We start from the raw sequence: 18,291 nt of genomic DNA on the forward strand, positions 1-18,291 counted from the left end.
CTGATAAAAGTGAAGTACGCCTTTTATTTTAAAACATATGGTATTGGCGGTTCATAACCTGCAATTATCACATACTATAATGTGGTATATTATTCCTTAAGGCGTCATGAATAATTAAATCAATGAAGAACAGGAGGATTTTTTTATGGCAAAAACAAAAGTTAAAAAGATGAGAGAAAAGATGATCCGTGAAGGTAAACGTAATCCAAATGAGGATCGAAGTCTTTACGCTCATTCAGAAATGTTCAAGATGATGGCTACAAAGAGAACCAAAACTAAGAAGGATCAATTGAATCGGATCAAACATAAAGAGCGGATATCAGCAGCTGGATACAGCGATGATAGTAACCGTTCTTTTTTATTTGTCTAAATTACTACTTTTCGATTTCTTCTCCTCCCATACTTCCTGTTCCCCCATAAGGATCCCATCTTTAAATCTTTTATTTATAGGTTTATGCCGTGACAAGCCTCCCTTTTTATACATATGGATAACTACTTGATAAAACAGAAAGGCGATTCTATGAAAATTCTTTTCCTTGAAAGTCATCCTATGTGGATCCACGGTTTACCTAATGGTTTAAAGGAGCTTGGTCACACGGTTATTATTTCGGGACCTGTAAGTAGAGAGAATATTTTAGATATGATATCTCAATATGAACCTGACCTGATTCTTTCTATGGGTTGGACACCAGAGCATTCAAGAGAGAAACAACCTTGGATTAGAGATGCAGCTAGATCAGCTCATATTCCGTTAGTATATTGGTCAACGGAAGACCCGCTCCATACAAAAAATTTCACTTTACCTTTAATATGTACGATGCAGCCGGATTTTGTTTTTACCGTTACTCCATCTTTGTGTGAAACGTATGAGAAATTAGGAATAAAAGCGTCACACCTGGATTTTGGTTACCATTCAAATGTTCACTATCATACTGAACCGTATAAAAAATACAGTGCAAATATCGCAGTAGTTGCAAATGCTTACCCTGAATTTATAAAACAAAATCCTGATGTATTCCGTTCTGAATCATTTAAAAATTTGATAATGCCGTTAATAGAAAATAATATTCGAGTTGATTTTTGGGGAAATCATTGGGAAAGACTAGGAGAGCAGTTAGGTATACCTATCCCATCTGATTGGATACATGGATATCTTAGTTATACAAAAGCCAGAAAAGTATATAGTTCATCCAAAATTGTTATAGGGCTGCAAAATTGTACTGACCAATTATCCCAGAGAACATTTGAAGTACTAGGTTCTGGGGGGTGTCTCCTGACTTCTGATACTGAAGCTGTTCGAGAAAAGTTTTCACCTGACCGGGATTTAATCGTATCTTCCTCACCTGAAGAAACAATTGAAAAAGTAAAATATTATTTAAAAAACACGAAACAAAGAGAGACTATCAAAAACAATGGAATGAAAGCTATAAAACCACACTCCTATTATTATAGAGCAAAAGAAATGATTAAAGTCTTAGTGAAGAGAGGAATCATAAGCTCTAAAATAGCCACTGGGGACAAAGGAAAACTAATTAATTACAAAGAAGTACTTGAGAAGAAATACAACCTTCACCATGTGAATTTAGGAGATACTCTAGGGCAGATTTCCGTGCGGTATGAAATTCCCTTAAAGAAAATAATGAAGATTAACAAGTTTACCTCAGATAAAATTTATGCCGGTCAAATTATTAAGATTAGTAAAAAGTAAAAAGTAAAAAGTAAAAACAGACTGTTATACGGTCTGTTTTTTACGTTAAGTTCTTTAGTTTGTTTTTGATCAGCTTTTGATTATTTATTAATCCTGAATCATAAGGTAAATAGTCTAAAGCGAGTTTATTATGTTTAAAAGCCTTTTTATAGTCGCCTTTTTTGTAATAACAAAAAGAGAGTTTTATATGTGGCAGCCAAGTCCATGAAGGAACATGATAAAATCCCATACAACATTCATCCCAAGTTAGCCTAGACGCATATTCATACCAATAGATAGCTTCATCCACTTGATCTCTTCCTAACAAAAGATTTCCCAGTCTGCAGCAAAAATCTGCACGAGGACTATCAAACTCAAAAGATTTATATAGACTCTCTCTCTCTTTTTCTAGGTTTTCTAAAAGATGATAACAATCAGCCAATCTTCCACAAGAGGCAATTTTATCCTCTTTCCAGGCTTCTTTGTGGTTTAAAAACAAGGTATAGAATTTGATTGCTTTATGAAGTTCATTATGACACCGGAGTTCATTCGCGTAATAAAAGAGATCTCTCGGTGAAAATGCTGCGCCTTTATTTAGCTGTTTTTCATAAATCATTAAATTACGTTTAGAGTTGTCAGTCTTGTTTTTTATATGTTGGATACTGATATCACTGTGGTATATCGGTCCGTTTACTTCCAAATATTCATGAACAGCTCCATTCCATTTAAATTGACAACGGGATCTAACTAATCTATGTCTCTTGATTATGAAAGAAGAGTTACCAAACTGATCTCTATTCACATGGTACTTCATCGTGACTGAATTTACTGCTGGATCTAAATGATCTTTCAGTTGTTTTAGTAACTTCCTGTTGAAATCATTAATAACATCATCTGCATCGAGCCACATTATATATTGTTTTGTAGCCAAACTAAATGAATAATTGCGCGCATAACTAAAGTCATCCACCCATTTAAAATCATAAATTTTATTTGTATAATGCCTCGCAATATTTTTGGTCTGATCAACAGAACCTGTATCAACGATTATGATTTCATCGACTAAATCGTGAATTGAATCTAGGCATCTAGCAATGCATTGCTCTTCATCTTTTACAATCATACATAAACTAATGGTAATCAAGGATTAAAGTCCTTTCAATGGGATGTATATTTGTCAGAGTGGTTTTTCAGAATTATTGGAGGAATAATGTAACCCTTCGGTAAGCTTAGTTTATTAGGATTATTCTTTAAAAGGAATACAGGCTTGATATGACTTTCTTCAAATAAGTCCTCTTTTGTGAACCTTCTAGGAATATCAGAAGATTCTTCTCCTTCATACAGCATATAGTCTCCAGAAGGAACATAAGAGTCCATTTGATAATCCCCAGTTGGTACATATATGCTATTTAATTCATAGTCACCGGTAGGTACATATCCACCCGTTGGGATATAATCCCCTGTAGGGACATATAAACCATATTGTTCATAATCTCCGGTAGGCATATACCCGCCAGTTGGAATATAATCTCCCGTGGGCACATAAAAACCTTCAGTTAGTTCGTTCGCGAAAGACGAAACATAATCACTAGCTGAACCATATCTTTTTTCTTTCTTTTCTCTTTTATTTTTCTTACTAACCAATTTTCCACTTCCTATATTAATAGCTTGTTTTACTTTAATAACATATGTATTCATTGTAAAAAATGTGCCGTAAATGATCTCTTCTACAATAGAGTTATCTTGTAACAAAAAAAACGTCCCCGGTAAATAGGAACGTTTAAAAGCCTGAAGAACATCATATCGTTTGTTGTGAATTTACAGATTCTTTTTGGCTGTTTTGGAACTTAGGCACAGTAATTTTTTTCGTTCGTGCGTTAAACAATAGATTTAACACAATTGCCATCAGGCTTCCTGATACAATTCCGTTCGCTGTTAGGATCTGAATGCTTTCTGGAAGCTTACTGAATAGTTCTGGTTCTACAGTTACGCCCAAGCCCATTCCGACTGAACAGGCGATAATTAAAAGGTTCTCTTGTTTTGCCAGGTTCACCTCACTCAGCATTTTGATCCCTGAAGCAAATACCATTCCAAACATAGCTACCATTGCCCCGCCCATTACGGGAGTTGGAATAAGGGTTGTTAGCGCAGCAACTTTTGGAATGAATCCTAAGAACACTAACATACCGCCAGCAACATAAATCACTTGCTTTGTTTTAACACCCGACAACTGAACAAGACCTACATTTTGAGAATACGTTGTATAAGGAAAAGCGTTGAATATTCCCCCGAGGATTATTGCAAGTCCTTCGCCGCGATATCCTTTTGTTAAATCTTTTGGAGTCAATTCTCGATCGCAAATTTTACCGAGTGCCATAAATACCCCTGTAGATTCTATGAGACTTACAATGGCAACAAGAATCATCGTGATAATTGCACTGATTTCGAAGGTTGGCACTCCGAAAAAGAAAGGTTTGGGCATATGAACCCATGAAGCTTCCATTACTGGAGCAAAATTTACCAAACCCATAGAAGCCGCTGCAAGAGTTCCTGCAACTAGTCCGATCAGAATGGATACGGAACGAACAAAACCTTTTGAGAAACGATAAAGAAGCAGAATGAACCCTAGCACACCAAAAGAAAGGAACAGATTTTGAGGAGAACCGAAGTTTTGGCTGCCTGCACCGCCTGCCATGTCCTTAATAGCGACTGGAATTAAAGTGATTCCGATAATAGTGACGACTGAGCCGGTTACGATTGGAGGAAACAGCTTAAGAATTTTACCAAACGCACCTGCAAATAACACAACGAATAATCCTGCTGCAATGATCGCCCCATAAATTGCACTCATCCCATACTGCCCGCCTATTGCGATCATCGGTCCGACCGCAGTAAATGTACACCCTAATACAACAGGAAGTCCTACACCAAAGAAGCGGTTATTCCAAACCTGCAGAAGTGTTGCTAACCCACAAGTTAATAAATCAATGGCTACCAGATAAGCAAGTTGTTCGGATGATAGTTTAAGAGCACCGCCGACAATAAGAGGAACGATAATTGCCCCAGCATACATGGCGAGAACATGCTGTATTCCAAGTGAAAACACTTTTCCTTTTTTCATAATGACGTTACCTCACTTTTTAAGAATGAAATCCCATTTGCGTTCATCTCACTGATTCTTGCAATTGATTCAACCCGGTAGCCTTTTTCAACAAGCTTTTGCCGTCCGTCCTGGAATGACTTTTCGATCACAATCCCGAACCCGCTTATAAGAGCTCCCGCTTTATTAACAAGTTCAGCCAGTCCAAGGGCTGCTTCGCCATGGGCTAAGAAGTCATCAATGATTAATACACGTTCACCAGCGTTAAGGAACTTGCTTGCAACCGAAATTTCATTTACTTTTTGCTTCGTAAAAGAATAGACTTTTGAAGTTATCAATCCATCCGTTAATGTTAATGATTTCTTTTTACGAGCAAAGATTACTGGAACATCCAATTCCAACCCGGCAAAAACTGCTGGAGCTATGCCAGAGGATTCAATCGTTAAAATTTTTGTTATTCCTTCTCCTTTAAATCTTGCAGCAATTTCACAGCCGATCTGTTGCATGAACAACGGATCTATCTGATGATTTATAAAAGAATCTACCTTCAACACAGTTGGAGATAAAACGATTCCTTCTTCACAGATTTTCTTCTCTAAAAAATTCATGTTTCCACCTCTTAGAATTATTTGAAATACAAAAAACCGGAAGACCGCTTCTCTCTAAATGAGTGAAGCAATCCTCCGGTAAAGTTAAAGGAATAGAAATAACCCAATACACCCTCAAGATAAGGATGTTCGGAAATGTTTGCGTCACTCGTAGTCAAACCCATTTACGGAGGTTTGGTAGAAACTTGCAGGCCATATCCCTGCGATTATACGAGCATATGAAGTTAACAAGAATTATACGGCAAACAATTTTAAAAAGAAACCCTAAATTTGTCTATTTATAGTTTGAATTCTTTTTGATTGTGTCGAATACTCTCTTTCCAATCAGCGCATACCCCTTTTCATTTGGGTGCAGATTATCTGAAAAATAGTCTTTCTTATTTTTGTTAATAAATAGGTCGTCAGTCCTTATGAAAGCAACATTTTGATGTTCTTTCGTAACTTGGATGGTTGACCGGTTCCAATTTAATATTGCTTCATTCACTGTTGACATATCTGCATATTTAACTTTTGGATTATATATGCCTAAAATATAAATGGTTTTGGAAGAATCCTTTTCTTGAACCTTCTTGATAATTTGGTTTAAATTATCTTTATATATTTTTTGATTGGATTGAAGTTCTTTCTTATCAAACTTAGTTAATCGATCAGTACTTTTTATAAAATCATTTGTACCTATATTTATAAAAATAAAGTCTGAGTTTTTTGCGGTTTCAGCGATTTGTTTATTTTTTAATCTTTTAATCAAGTCGGTGCTTGTATCATTCGGAACTCCATAATCGTTTACGACTAGCCTTTTATCAGTTTCTTCCTCATACCTCTCTTGTACATCCCCTATATAGCCGTTATCTTCTGTATCACCTAACCCATATGCTAAGGAATCACCAAGAGCGGTTGCTTCCATCTCGTCTTTACTAAAAGATTTAACTAACAATGCACCTGCTAATAAAACTACTAAACAAATCGCAATAATTACGGAGCTTTTTTTCATAACTAAACCACCGGCTTTCATGTTGATATTCTAAGTATGTAACAGACGGGTTTACTTTTAGACCATTCATACATTATTTTGTAAACATACCTTTTTTCAAAGGATGTTAAACAGCAGATTTCAATATCGATACAAAAAACAGCTGAGTGAAATCTTCAGCTGTTTAGATTTTATTTATTCAATTGCTCGGAGGTTAAATGAGCGACCAATATATATCGTTCAGGTGAATCTCCAATATAGTCAAACGGATAGCATGTTGAGACTGTTAGAGTTGCACGTGGTTTAGGTACGATTACTGTTCGATCGTCTTTGTCTACAATTCTTACGTTCTTTACTTTATACGTAAATTTTCCCGCTTTCGTTTCGACTACTAATAAGTCACCTTTTCCAACTTCACCTAGTTTTCTAAACACTGTATCCCTATGTCCGGATAAAATAGAATTGTCGTCTTCACCAGGCAAAACACTTTTTGAAAAGTGTCCTACGCCTTTTTCCAGTTCTTTTTCATCCGTACCGTGAACAATAGGAAGGGATGCTCCTAACTTAGGTATAATCAGTTTCCCTATATTTTCACCCTTTTTTGGACGTTCAGGATACAACACATCATTTGTTTCTGATTTCTTTACTTGATTAGCAGGATTAGATTGATAATCATCTGCTGTTGTCTGGTCTGTTTTAAAAATCATATAACCTTTCACAAACTTAAATGCGTTCGTGGTGCTGAACCATAGACCTAACAAGATTATTGCAACAGAGAATGTAAGAAGAATGATCCGAAGGTTGCTTCTTTTCTTATCTGTATCATTCATAGATTAGATTCCCTTAACACGCATTCGTCTGAATAAAATAATACCGGCTGCAGCAATAGCTAATCCCGCAAAAGTGTTTTCAATATGATTTGTAGCAGTTTTCGGAAGTTCTCCACCCTTAATTGTTTTAACTGGTGGTTTAGCTGTCATTGGAGCTTCAGTAACAATTCTCTCCGCTTCCTGAATATCTTTCCCTGCCTCCTGGATAAGTTCTGAACCAAACATCTCAGCTGTTAATACTAGATCTAGAAGAAATTCACCGTTTGTGTTGTAGATCTCCATAACTAGATCATGACCGTTTGTTGAATCCATTGTCATTAATCGATCTAAAGATAATGGCTGTTTTTCTCCATCTACCATAAGGTAATATTTTGTCTCAATCTTTAAAAGCTGTTTCATTTCTGTAAAAATGGCAAGCATCTCCGCAATCTGTTCAGCTGAGAGTTCATCTGCCGTTTCGAACTCTTCAAAAGCCATCATTCTTTCCCCTAGCAGCATCATTTGGTCAAGAAATGCTTCGTCTTCCCAGTTTAATGTTTCAAGATGTGCAAATAACTTTTCCATTTCTTCATCAGTCAGATCAATTTCAGAAAACAAATCTGCAAATTCACCTTCCAGATTTTCTTCACCATTGATGTAAAAATCAACAGCCCATTGTAGGTCTTCAATGTATTCATAGTTTTCAAGAGAATCATCATTTTCTTTTAATAGTTCTTCAAGTGCTTCTACTGATTCAAGATTATATTCTTCAAGAAGCTGCTGAAGATTTTCATCATCAATTGGAGTTCCTTCCCATCCATTTAGATAAAAATCTACAGATGCTGCAAGATCTTCATTAAATAAATAGTAAGGGCTGTCTAATACATCTTGTCCTTCTTCAATGTCGCCCCATTCAACGAGTAATTCATTTAGTTCTTCCCTGCTTAAATCATATTGATTTAAAACGGATTGTACTCCTTCTTCAGTTAAAGGCATTCCGAGCTCATCAACGGATTCAAAATCTTCTAAGTACCATTCTTTACTTTCAATGAAATCGATAAAGTCTTGTTTTTCCCAGCCTATCTCTTTTAAGTATGCTTCAAACTCTTGATCATTTTGCTCAATAGCAAAAGCTGATAGCGGTAAGATTCCAAAGCTCAAACTAAGTGCTAATAGCAGTGTTACGAAGTGTTTCATCCCTGTTCCCCCAAAGGTATAATAATATAATTTCTAGAAAATTATACTGCCGAAAACTCTTCTTGGATACAGGTTTTATTTCCCAATATTTTTATGAGATTGAATTTTGTTCCTTTGGTATATTTTGGAGGACATAAGCTATATCATTACGTTTTATTTATATAAATGTGCTATATTATTTACGATAAAATTAACAGCTTTTTCATTAAGTGAAATTACATTACTTAGAGGTGAACAATGGGTAAACAAAAAAAGAAAAATACAAATGTTAAAGAATCAAAGAAGAGCAATTCACACATATGGCTCTTTGTAATAATTGGAATTCTGACAGTGGGACTAGTAGTGTATATGTTGACAGGAAACTTCAATAAAAAAAATACGGAGGAAACTGCCATCACCTATGAAAACCAGCCATATTTAGGAGATGAAAATGCACCAGTAAATATCATAGAGTTTGGGGACTACAAATGTCCGATCTGCAAGAACTTTAACGAATCTTTCTTCCCTTTAATTGATGAAGAACTTATACAGACGGGTAAAGTTAAATTCTTTTTCTTAAACTATCCTTTTATTCATGTTGATTCAGAAAGATCAGCACTCTTTGGCGAAACGGTTTATAAAGAATTAGGTAATGATACTTTTTGGAAGTTTCATAAACTGCTTTATGAAAAGCAGCCTGATGATCAAAGTCTGGAGCGGAAAGATATATTCACAGAAAAATTCTTAAATGATACTTTGAGCGAAGTTACAACAGATGAGAATGTAAAAAAGGTCAATGGCAATTTTAAAAAGGATGCAAGTGAAAATGCAGTAGAAACAGACGAAGCCCTTGTAAAAGACCTTGGAGTAACAGGAACACCTACACTTTTTGTAAATGGTAAAAAGTTCGAAGGAAATTCATTTGGGGATCTTCAGAAAATGGTTGAAGAAGCGGCGAAGGAGAGTAAATAAAAGGTGACGAATATACCCTTGTTGATCGCCTGGTTAGCATCCATCATCGCATCTCTTGGCAGTTTATATTTTAGTGAAGTACTTCAATTTGTACCATGCACTTTTTGTTGGTATCAGCGTATTCTTATGTATCCGTTGACTATACAATTAGGAATTGCATTTTATCATCAAGATCTTAGAATTTCCCGGTACATCTTGCCGATCTCAATCCTTGGAGTGTTTGTTTCTGGCTATCATTATGCTCTGCAAAAAATACCTGCACTAAAAGCTTTTGAAACGTGTTCTTCAGGGGTTCCTTGTTCAGGCGAATATATTAATTGGCTTGGCTTTATTACTATCCCGTTTTTAGCCTTCATAGGCTTTATTACCATTACAATTTGTATGTTACTAATAAGACAGCAACCGAAATAGCGGTTGCTGTTTTTTTATAATTGGTACAGCTATTTACGGTACGTGTTCTTATATTTATTACACGTTCGCTCAAAAAACTCAATCTACGCTCAAAATCTTCTACCTGCGCTCAAAAAGTTTATTCTGCGCTCAGATTACATGCTTCTTCGCTCAAAATAGCTATTCTTCGCTCAGAACAGCTTATTATCACAGGATTTTAAGTTAATTTAAACTGTAAAAGTGAAAAACTGACTCATAAAGGACATATTTCTTTCCTTTAGAGTCAGTTTCATCTTATTATTCACCTAAGTCTACATTGTGATAAACTTGCTGAACATCTTCAAGATCTTCTAAAGCGTCGATCAGCTTCTCAAACTGGACTTGAGAATCTTCAGAAAGTGTAAGATCATTCTGTGCCAGCATTGTAAGCTCTGCAACTGAAAATTCAGTTACGCCATCATTCTTAAACACCTCTTGAACAGCATGGAACTGATCAGGTTCTGCATAAACGATAACAGATTCATCTTCTTCAATGACATCCCGTACATCTAGATCAGCTTCCATTAATAATTCAAGGACCTCATCAGCTGTTTTGCCTTCAAGTCCGATTACAGCTGTTGCATCAAACATATAAGCCACGGCACCAGAAACTCCCATGTTTCCACCGTTTTTGTTGAATGCTGAACGTACTTCTGCTACCGTGCGATTAACATTATTAGTGAGGGTATCCACGATAACCATTGAACCGTTGGGACCGAAGCCTTCATAACGGAGCTCGTCATAGTTTTCATCTGAGCCACCTTTTGCTTTTTCAATCGCACGGTCAATGATTGTTTTTGGAACACTGTATGTTTTAGCTCGTTCAAGGACGACTTTTAAAGACTGATTTGATTCAGGATCAGGCTCACCCTGTTTTGCTGCAACATAAATTTCACGGCCGAATTTTGCATAAATTCTACTCGTATTCGCGTCTTTTGATGCTTTTTTCTCTTTAATGTTATTCCATTTACGACCCATTCTTTTCACTCTCTTTCAACATTGAATCTATAACAGTTATTATACATGAAATGCACGGGCTGTTACGAGTTTTATAACATATAAAAGCAACTCCTCTACTGAGAAATTGCTTATGCAGGTATATAACTGTATAACTGAATTTATTTACTATATTTATAGATTCTTTCTGGCCGGCCTACGCCACCGTAAGAAATGTCTGCAGAGACTCTTTGTTCAGAGACTAAGTATTCTAAATACCTTCTAGCGGTTGTGCGGCTTACTCCGATCATCTGGCCGAGGTCCTCTGCGGTGTAGCCTTTTTTTTCACATGTAAGTATTGATATGACCTTATCTAATGTGATTCGATCAATTCCTTTAGGCAAGTAAGAGATTTCACTCTCCATCTTTTCTCTTTTTAAGATAGAATCTATTATACTTTGGTTCAGTTCAATTGAAGCAGCTATTTGTTGAATGGACAATTTAAATTCATGAAATTTTAATAAGGTTTCTTTAAATCTTTGGAAAATAACTGGCTTTACAATATAGTCAAAGATACCATCTTCTATTGCGCTCTTTAATGTTTCAGCTTCTGTAGCTGCTGTTACCATTATTACTTCGATTCCACGAAATTCGCTCCGGATCCATCGTAATAAGTCCAATCCATTCATATCAGGAAAATAGATGTCTAAGATGACTAGATCAGGTTTAAGGATCGATATTTGTTCTTTAGCTTCTTCCTCGTTAAGTGCAATACCGCAAACGGAAAAACCATCAATCTTTTCTACAAATCTACGGTTAATCTCAGCGATTCGGATGTCGTCTTCAACAATAAATACTTCCCATGAACGCATGATCATTGTTAACCTCTATTCTTCGGGATAATAACTGTAAAAAGGGTTGAGTTCACTTTTGTTCTTTCATGAAAAATCTCCCCGTTTAATTGATTCACAGATTGATGAACCAAATATAAACCGTAACCTCGATCTGTGCCTTTTGTGGAAAATCCCTTTTGGTATAACTTATTAGCGATTGAAGGCGGAATTCCTTCCCCATTATCTTCAACCTCGATTAATAATTGGTTTCCCAAATCCGAAAGACATATCTGAACGCCACTATCAATTTCTCTGTTTTTGACAGCAGCATCCATCGCATTATCAACAAGGTTTCCAATAATCGTTACGAGCAATTGTCTATCTAATGTTTCAGGAATATCTTTAAACGTACTAGTTGGATCGATTGAAAAAGGAACTTTAAGTTCCATCGAGCGATTAAACTTTCCAATAAGCAATCCTCCAATGTAAGGATCAGAGATTCGTTTCATGATGAACTTAGCAAAGCTCTGATGTATATCTGATTCCTTTGATATAATATCGAGAGCCTCCTGATAGGACTCCAATTGTATTAATCCTGAGATTAAATACAATTTGTTTGAGAATTCATGAGTTTGTGCACGCAAGCCTTCGCTATACCCTTTTACTTGTGCGAGTTCTTCATTAAGCCTATAAAGTTCGTTTTTGTTTCGAAAAGTAGCTACTGCGCCTACAACTTCTCCTCTATCATCCGTAATAGGAACACGGTTTGCAACAACATTGCTGTTTCCGAGCTTCATTTGTTCATCGAACTCACTGCAACCATTTGATATAACGTCTAAAAGTCTAGAGTTTGGAATGGTCAGTAATATATTGCTGCCTATCAAATCGTCTTTATCTTTCTCCAGCATTTGTAATGCTGTATGATTGGCTATTGTAACATCACCATCACGGTTGATCGCGATTACTCCTTCTCTTATAGCTTCAAGAATAGCACTTTTTTCTTTGTACAATAATCCTATTTCTTTTGGTTCTAAACCGTGCGTTACTTTTTTAACTCCTTTTGCTATTAAAATGGATCCTATAATTCCTAAAAGTAGCGTTAATATTCCAATAAGTAAGATCTTTAATTTATATGGCCAAATAATTTCATTGATACTAGTCGTCAAAAAACCGACTGAAACGAGTCCGATGATAGTTCCCTCATCATTTATGATTGGCGATTTACCTCTCACTGCTGGTCCAAGTGATCCGGTTGCCTCTGTAATACTTGGTTCTCCTGCTAAGGCGAATTCATTATCGCCGCCTACCATCTTTTTTCCGATGCGTTCTGGGAGAGGATGAGAATATCGAATTCCATCTTTGTTACCAACAACGACATACTGCGCTCCTGTTTTCTTCCTTATTTCTTCAGCATAAGGCTGTATCCTTTCAGAAGGATCTTTTTCTTCGAATGCTTCGATAACTAATGGATTGCTGCTTACCGTATTTGCTACACTTAGCGCTCTTTGACCGATCTGATCTTTTATCGTATTTTCAAACATCACCTGAAAAAGAAAGGCTAAGATAACGACAACTAAAAAGATGAGGGAGCAGCTGATGATTATTAACTTTATTTGCAGTTTCATTTATTTCCCCCTGAAAAATAGAAAAGACTTTCTGATTTAGAAAGTCTTCTCTTTCACTCATGTTTTATCCTTCTACATTCACGACTACATTTTTTCCTTTTAACTTGAGCAAGAAAGGGATTAAGATCCACAAGACAGAACAGACCAGGAAAATGGCTGAGATAGGATTTTGTATAAAAACCATAAAGTCTCCATTTGATGTAGTTAGTGCACGTCTCATATTATTTTCAATCATTGGTCCTAATACAAGGCCAAGTACAAGAGGTGCGAGCGGATAATCGTTCTTTGCTAATAAATAACCAGCTAATCCAAATCCGATTAGTAGATAAAGATCAAACGTTGTTACTTGGACCGCATAAACGCCAAAAACAGATATAGCAATAATAATCGGCAGCAAAAATTTTGGAGGTGTTTCAATGATTTTTGCAAATACTTTAACGAGGGGCATATTTAAAACTAAAAGCATCAAATTTCCTATAAACATACTTGCAATGAGTCCCCAAGCTACATCAGGATGATCACTGAACAGTAACGGACCTGGCTGCACATTGTACATGATTAGGGCACCCATTAAGATAGCGGTCGTACCGGAACCTGGAATACCAAGAGTCAGCAGCGGTATCATCGCTCCTCCAGAAGCTGCGTTGTTCGCTGACTCTGGTGCTGCAACTCCAGCAATTGCACCTTTCCCAAATTTTTCGGGAGTTTTGCTTAATTTTTTCTCAGCAATGTAAGAAAAGAAAGAAGCTAATGTTGCCCCTGCACCAGGAAGTACGCCAATGAAAAAACCTAGAATAGACCCGCGTGCAATAGGTCCTGCACTTTCTTTAAGGTCTGTTTTAGAGGGAATAACTCTTCCGACTTTTGCAACTCTTTCTTGATCATCTTCTTTATGAAGAATGGTTTTGAAGACCTCACCTAGAGCAAACAATCCCACAGCTACTGTTAAAAATTCAAGGCCCCCAAAAAGTACCGGGATTTCATAGGTGAAACGTGCAACACCCGAAACAGCATCGATACCAATTGTAGCGAGAAGCATTCCAGTTACTGTCATCATCCACGCTTTTGTGATGGATCCTCCTGCAAGACCGCTTACTGCAGCAAGTCCTAACAGCATTAATGAGAAATACTCTGCTGGTCCAAATCTCAATGCCATTTCAGAAAGAGGGTTCGCAAGCAGGGCTAACCCAATAACGGAGACAATCCCTGCTGCAAATGATCCGATGGCTGCAATTGACAATGCTGATCCTGCACGTCCCTGTTTTGCCATTTGATACCCGTCAAGTGTTGTTACAACAGAAGATGACTCACCAGGTGTATTTAGCAAGATGGACGTGGTCGAACCCCCATACATCGCCCCATAATAGACCCCTGCCAATAAAATAATTGAACTTGTAGCGGCAGCCGACGGTTCCATTCCGCCGGTTAGAGTTGCCGTTACTGGTATGAGCAGAGCTACTCCACTCATTGGACCGATACCTGGAAGTACCCCAACTGCCGTTCCGATCAAGACCCCTATAAAAGCAAAGAATAAGTTTTCGGGTTGAATAGCTGTTTGAAACCCTTGCATTAAAAAATCTATTACGCCCATGCTTTTTCCTCCTAACTAAACCATATCGGTAATCCAGGCAAAGAGCCTTTTAACACAACAACGAATAAAAAATAGACACAAAATGAAAAAGTACCTGCAACTAGCGCATTTTTTATCCATCCGCCTTTTTCCATTGTTTGGAATGATAGAAATAGAAATATGAATGTACTGATCAGATAACCTATTGTTTCAAGTAAAGAAGCATATAAAATACTCGCTATCAGTATGATCAAAAACCTTTTGATCATTAATTTTTCACGATTCTTGTTTTTGTTATGGATTGATTTCAATGACTCCAGAAAAAGTTTTACACTTAATAAAATGAGGATGAGTCCGAGTAAAAACGGAAAGACATTCGGTCCTACTTCACTTCCATAGGCACTTGTTGCTATATTTCTGCTTTCAAACAGAAAGGCAGCGCCAACTAAAGCAAAAATGACACTAGCATATCGGTCAAAACTTCCTGTATTCATATACCAAGCTCCTCTAACAAGTATTAATAAAAATGGAGAAGTAGTTTTACTTCTCCGATCTTCCTCCTATTTGTTCATGCCAAGTGATTTTAATAACTCTTCAACCTGCTTTTCTTGATCTTCAAGAAATGATGTGAACTCTTCTGCATCTTTAAATTCAGCTTCCCAGCCATTACGTTCAAGCTCTGTCTGCCACTCTTTGCTATCGTTCAAATCTTTAAGCGTTTTACCCCAGTAATCTTTTGCGCTGTCAGACATTTCTTTCGGACCAAAGATACCTCTCCATATTGTAAAATCAGCATCGATACCCTCTTCTTTAAAAGTTGGAACATCTGCTAAATCTCCTTTTAATCTCTCCGTAGAAGATATACCAAGAACTTTTACTTTTCCCGCTTTTAAAAATTCACCTACTGCTGAAGCATCCGTAGCGATGTAGTCTGCATTTCCGCCTAATAAAGCGGCGATCGCTTCCCCGCCTCCATCATAGGAAACGTACTTGACTGATTTAGGATCGACTCCCGATTTATAAGCTGGCAGCACTGCTACTAAGTGATCCATCGATCCAGGTGCAGATCCGCCTGCTGCAGTAACGGATTTAGGATCTTTTTTTACTGCATCCATAAGCTCTTTTAAACTGTTATATTTTGAATCTTCTTTAACTACAATGGCTCCAAAATCTTTTGTTAGTTGAGCGAGTGGTGTTGTGTTTTTATAACCATAAGGACTGTTTCCTTCTTTCTTAAGGTTATTAATCAAGATTGGAGGTGAATTTACATAGAGTTTATAATCATCTTTTTTATGCTGTGTGGCGTATTCGGCTAAATAAACCGCACCTCCGCCACCAGGCTTGTTTTCAACTGTCATGGTTTGGTCAACCAATTTAGTTTCCCCAAGTACCTTAGTAAGGGATCGTGCAGTTAGATCCCACCCACCTCCAGCACCAGATGGAGCAACAACGGTTATAGATTTTTTAGGATAATCTGAATCTCCAGCATTATTCCCGCTTGTTCCGGACGTACTGCATGCTGCTAATGAAGGAATAAGAATTCCTGCTAAAAGCCAATTTTTCCAAATTACATTCTTCATATGTATCCTCCTTTTTGGTAGCGCTTTCATATAACTTTTTTTAATCCTAACACGCTATTTTAAAAAAAGAAGTTTAACTGCATAATGAGCTTTTTGTTCATAAAGTTCATAGACAAAAAAAGGCCTCCTGCATATAAATCAGGAGCCCTTACTATACAATCAGACTATTTTTTTATATTTCTTCCGTAAAAAATTTCATCCATTTCTGATTTAATGCGATCTGAGATTTCCTCAACACTTCTTGAATCTAGTGAGTCTTTTGTGTAGCCGAATAGGTAGTTGTTTAAATCAAATTCTTTTAAACGACATTTTGTATGAAAGATATTCTCTTGATAAATATTGGTATCTATCATGTCATACATGTTTTTAATATCTGTTGAAAGATAATTTTGTATAGAGTTAATGTCATGATCAATAAATAATTTGTGCCCTTTAATGTCTCTTGTAAAGCCTCGTACCCTGTAATCCATCGTAACGATATCGGTATCAAATGAATTGATAAGATGGTTTAAGGCTTTTAAAGGTGATATTTCACCACAAGTGGATACATCAATGTCCGCACGGAATGTACTGATTCCTTCTTCTGGATGGAATTCTGGATACGTATGGACTGTAAGGTGGCTTTTGTCCAGTTGCATAACGACTGATTCTGGCATAGCAGTTGCAGAATCATCAAATGAATCTGTTGGAACCTCGACGACCGGTCCTTCAGAAACAAGGAGTGTAACACTGGCACCTTGGGGAACATAATCTTGTTTTGCCACGTTCAGCACGTGAGCACCTATGGTATCTGAAACAGTCTGAAGTATATTTGTTAGTCTTTCCGCGTTATATTGTTCATCAATATATTCTATATAAGCTTCCCGCTCTTCCCTTGTTTTTGTATAACAAACATCGTACATATTGAAACTTAATGACTTTGTCAGGTTATTGAATCCATGTAAAGTGATGCGTTGATCTGGTGAATTTGTCATATGATCGATTCCCCTTATGTATTAAGAATTTAAGAAGTAAATATTTTTATAATACCCATAACCTGTACTTGAAAAACGGTTGATGGTAATACTTAAAATAAAAAGAGGAAAACGCTATTCGTTATCCTCTTTGAATACGTATGTCAGATGACCTTTTTTATTATTTCATCAACCCATGCATCATCTTCTTCTAAAAACAGTTTATTGCAAAGACTTGAATGCAACCTCTTAAATTCCGGAATGATTGATGTCATTACAGACAAAATCCGTACGGGATTCCTGTCGCTCTGCCAGCTTTCCAAAAGGGATAGTTGTGCATGGTCAAAACCGCTTCTTTTCCCTTCATAGTTAGACCACACTCCCATTTGATTTGGGTTTCTGTCTGCTTCCATATCCCATCCAGCTGCAATTGACCACCGCATAAAATCAAGAGAGCTCAAGGCGTAATATAATTCTTCTCTTTTTACTCTTCTGTATACTTCATGCATGTGGGCAAAGAATTTACCCCGCCATATTTCAAAATTTTCTTCTGTTAATTGATAGGATAATGTTTGGGACTCCTGAAGGACTCTCTCCACAATTTTATGTGGATCATAGATAATTTTGGTTTCTTGCTTTAAATACAACGAAGGTCTCAAGTCAGTCTTTTTATAATAAAATGAATCCACTTTAACAAAATCGACATAATGAGCAACTGAATGGGCAGCCCAAGAGAAATCTTCGTAAAATAGAACCTCTCCCCACCTTCTTGCTCTTTCTTTTTTGTTTTGTCTATACTCTTCAAAGTGTTCATCTTCCACTACAATACGTAGATCTAAGTCTGAATATAGATCTTCATTTCCTTTTGCAACAGATCCTCCATAAAAGAACGCTAATACATATGGATCTTCCGTCAGGTCACGAGTGATCGCTTGATTCATTTTTTCTAATACGGATGGAAGTTTTAAGTCTCTTTCTTCAAATTTAGCACCAAATCCCACACATAAAAAAACATCTCCTTTGTATTGCTAATTGTATTTCTT

At 36.7% G+C, this 18,291-nt stretch carries 19 protein-coding genes and 1 riboswitch; of the genes, 4 read left to right on the plus strand and 15 right to left on the minus strand.

The window, feature by feature from the left end; all coding sequences use genetic code 11:
• The first annotated feature begins 145 nt into the window (after window positions 1-145).
• Both EV282_RS08595 and EV282_RS08600 read left to right on the plus strand, forming a co-directional pair.
• Window positions 146-370: a hypothetical protein gene (locus EV282_RS08595; protein WP_130295411.1), complete on the plus strand. Its 225-nt coding sequence runs from the start codon at window positions 146-148 to the stop codon at window positions 368-370.
• A gap of 150 nt (window positions 371-520) precedes the next feature.
• Complete coding sequence (locus tag EV282_RS08600; protein WP_130296938.1) at window positions 521-1,708, plus strand: glycosyltransferase family protein; 1,188 nt, start codon at window positions 521-523, stop codon at window positions 1,706-1,708.
• A 40-nt stretch (window positions 1,709-1,748) separates the two neighbouring features.
• Here the strand turns inward: EV282_RS08600 and EV282_RS08605 are convergent, their stop codons facing one another.
• The 7 genes from EV282_RS08605 to EV282_RS08635 form a co-directional block, all read right to left on the minus strand.
• Window positions 1,749-2,831, minus strand: coding sequence for a glycosyltransferase (locus EV282_RS08605; RefSeq protein WP_242611844.1), 1,083 nt, complete (start codon window positions 2,829-2,831; stop codon window positions 1,749-1,751).
• 14 nt (window positions 2,832-2,845) lie between these two features.
• On the minus strand, window positions 2,846-3,439 hold the full coding sequence (locus EV282_RS08610) for a hypothetical protein (protein ID WP_130295413.1): 594 nt from the start codon (window positions 3,437-3,439) through the stop codon (window positions 2,846-2,848).
• A gap of 46 nt (window positions 3,440-3,485) precedes the next feature.
• On the minus strand, window positions 3,486-4,808 hold the full coding sequence (locus EV282_RS08615; protein WP_130295415.1) for a nucleobase:cation symporter-2 family protein: 1,323 nt from the start codon (window positions 4,806-4,808) through the stop codon (window positions 3,486-3,488).
• Complete coding sequence (locus EV282_RS08620) at window positions 4,805-5,395, minus strand: xanthine phosphoribosyltransferase (protein ID WP_130295417.1); 591 nt, start codon at window positions 5,393-5,395, stop codon at window positions 4,805-4,807. Before EV282_RS08620 ends, EV282_RS08615 begins: the two co-directional genes overlap by 4 nt.
• A 131-nt stretch (window positions 5,396-5,526) precedes the next feature.
• A riboswitch (purine riboswitch) is annotated at window positions 5,527-5,629 on the minus strand.
• A 40-nt stretch (window positions 5,630-5,669) separates the two neighbouring features.
• The gene (locus EV282_RS08625) at window positions 5,670-6,407 is read right to left on the minus strand and encodes a GDSL-type esterase/lipase family protein (protein ID WP_130295419.1); all 738 of its coding nucleotides are present in this window, start codon (window positions 6,405-6,407) and stop codon (window positions 5,670-5,672) included.
• A gap of 149 nt (window positions 6,408-6,556) precedes the next feature.
• Window positions 6,557-7,195, minus strand: coding sequence for a class D sortase (locus EV282_RS08630; RefSeq protein ID WP_130295421.1), 639 nt, complete (start codon window positions 7,193-7,195; stop codon window positions 6,557-6,559).
• A 3-nt stretch (window positions 7,196-7,198) separates the two neighbouring features.
• Entirely contained in the window at window positions 7,199-8,371 is a 1,173-nt protein-coding gene (locus EV282_RS08635; protein ID WP_130295423.1) for a processed acidic surface protein, read from the minus strand.
• A gap of 237 nt (window positions 8,372-8,608) precedes the next feature.
• Here EV282_RS08635 and EV282_RS08640 point away from each other — a divergent pair, with 237 nt between their 5' ends.
• Both EV282_RS08640 and EV282_RS08645 read left to right on the plus strand, forming a co-directional pair.
• Window positions 8,609-9,322, plus strand: coding sequence for a DsbA family protein (locus EV282_RS08640; RefSeq protein ID WP_130295425.1), 714 nt, complete (start codon window positions 8,609-8,611; stop codon window positions 9,320-9,322).
• 3 nt (window positions 9,323-9,325) lie between these two features.
• A complete protein-coding gene (locus EV282_RS08645) occupies window positions 9,326-9,733 on the plus strand; it encodes a disulfide oxidoreductase (RefSeq protein WP_130295427.1) in 408 nt (135 codons plus the stop codon).
• 276 nt (window positions 9,734-10,009) lie between these two features.
• Here EV282_RS08645 and EV282_RS08650 read toward each other — a convergent pair whose 3' ends face one another.
• The 8 genes from EV282_RS08650 to EV282_RS08685 all read right to left on the minus strand — a co-directional run bounded on the left by EV282_RS08650 (window position 10,010) and on the right by EV282_RS08685 (window position 18,249).
• A complete protein-coding gene (locus tag EV282_RS08650; protein WP_130295429.1) occupies window positions 10,010-10,729 on the minus strand; it encodes a YebC/PmpR family DNA-binding transcriptional regulator in 720 nt (239 codons plus the stop codon).
• Window positions 10,730-10,869: 140 nt separating this feature from the next.
• A complete protein-coding gene (locus tag EV282_RS08655; protein ID WP_226534905.1) occupies window positions 10,870-11,565 on the minus strand; it encodes a response regulator in 696 nt (231 codons plus the stop codon).
• 2 nt (window positions 11,566-11,567) lie between these two features.
• Complete coding sequence (locus EV282_RS08660; RefSeq protein ID WP_130295431.1) at window positions 11,568-13,145, minus strand: ATP-binding protein; 1,578 nt, start codon at window positions 13,143-13,145, stop codon at window positions 11,568-11,570.
• A 64-nt stretch (window positions 13,146-13,209) separates the two neighbouring features.
• Complete coding sequence (locus EV282_RS08665) at window positions 13,210-14,736, minus strand: tripartite tricarboxylate transporter permease (RefSeq protein WP_130295433.1); 1,527 nt, start codon at window positions 14,734-14,736, stop codon at window positions 13,210-13,212.
• Between the two features lie 11 nt (window positions 14,737-14,747).
• A complete protein-coding gene (locus EV282_RS08670) occupies window positions 14,748-15,209 on the minus strand; it encodes a tripartite tricarboxylate transporter TctB family protein (protein WP_130295435.1) in 462 nt (153 codons plus the stop codon).
• Between the two features lie 66 nt (window positions 15,210-15,275).
• Entirely contained in the window at window positions 15,276-16,295 is a 1,020-nt protein-coding gene (locus EV282_RS08675; RefSeq protein WP_130295437.1) for a Bug family tripartite tricarboxylate transporter substrate binding protein, read from the minus strand.
• Window positions 16,296-16,459: 164 nt separating this feature from the next.
• On the minus strand, window positions 16,460-17,269 hold the full coding sequence (gene speD / locus EV282_RS08680; protein ID WP_130295439.1) for an adenosylmethionine decarboxylase: 810 nt from the start codon (window positions 17,267-17,269) through the stop codon (window positions 16,460-16,462).
• Window positions 17,270-17,412: 143 nt separating this feature from the next.
• Window positions 17,413-18,249, minus strand: a complete 837-nt coding sequence (locus tag EV282_RS08685) for an aminoglycoside 6-adenylyltransferase (RefSeq protein ID WP_130295440.1) — start codon at window positions 18,247-18,249, stop codon at window positions 17,413-17,415.
• Window positions 18,250-18,291: the final 42 nt, after the last annotated feature.

This window comes from Fictibacillus sp. BK138, assembly GCF_004216955.1.
Classification (GTDB): Bacteria; Bacillota; Bacilli; order Bacillales; family Fictibacillaceae; genus Fictibacillus.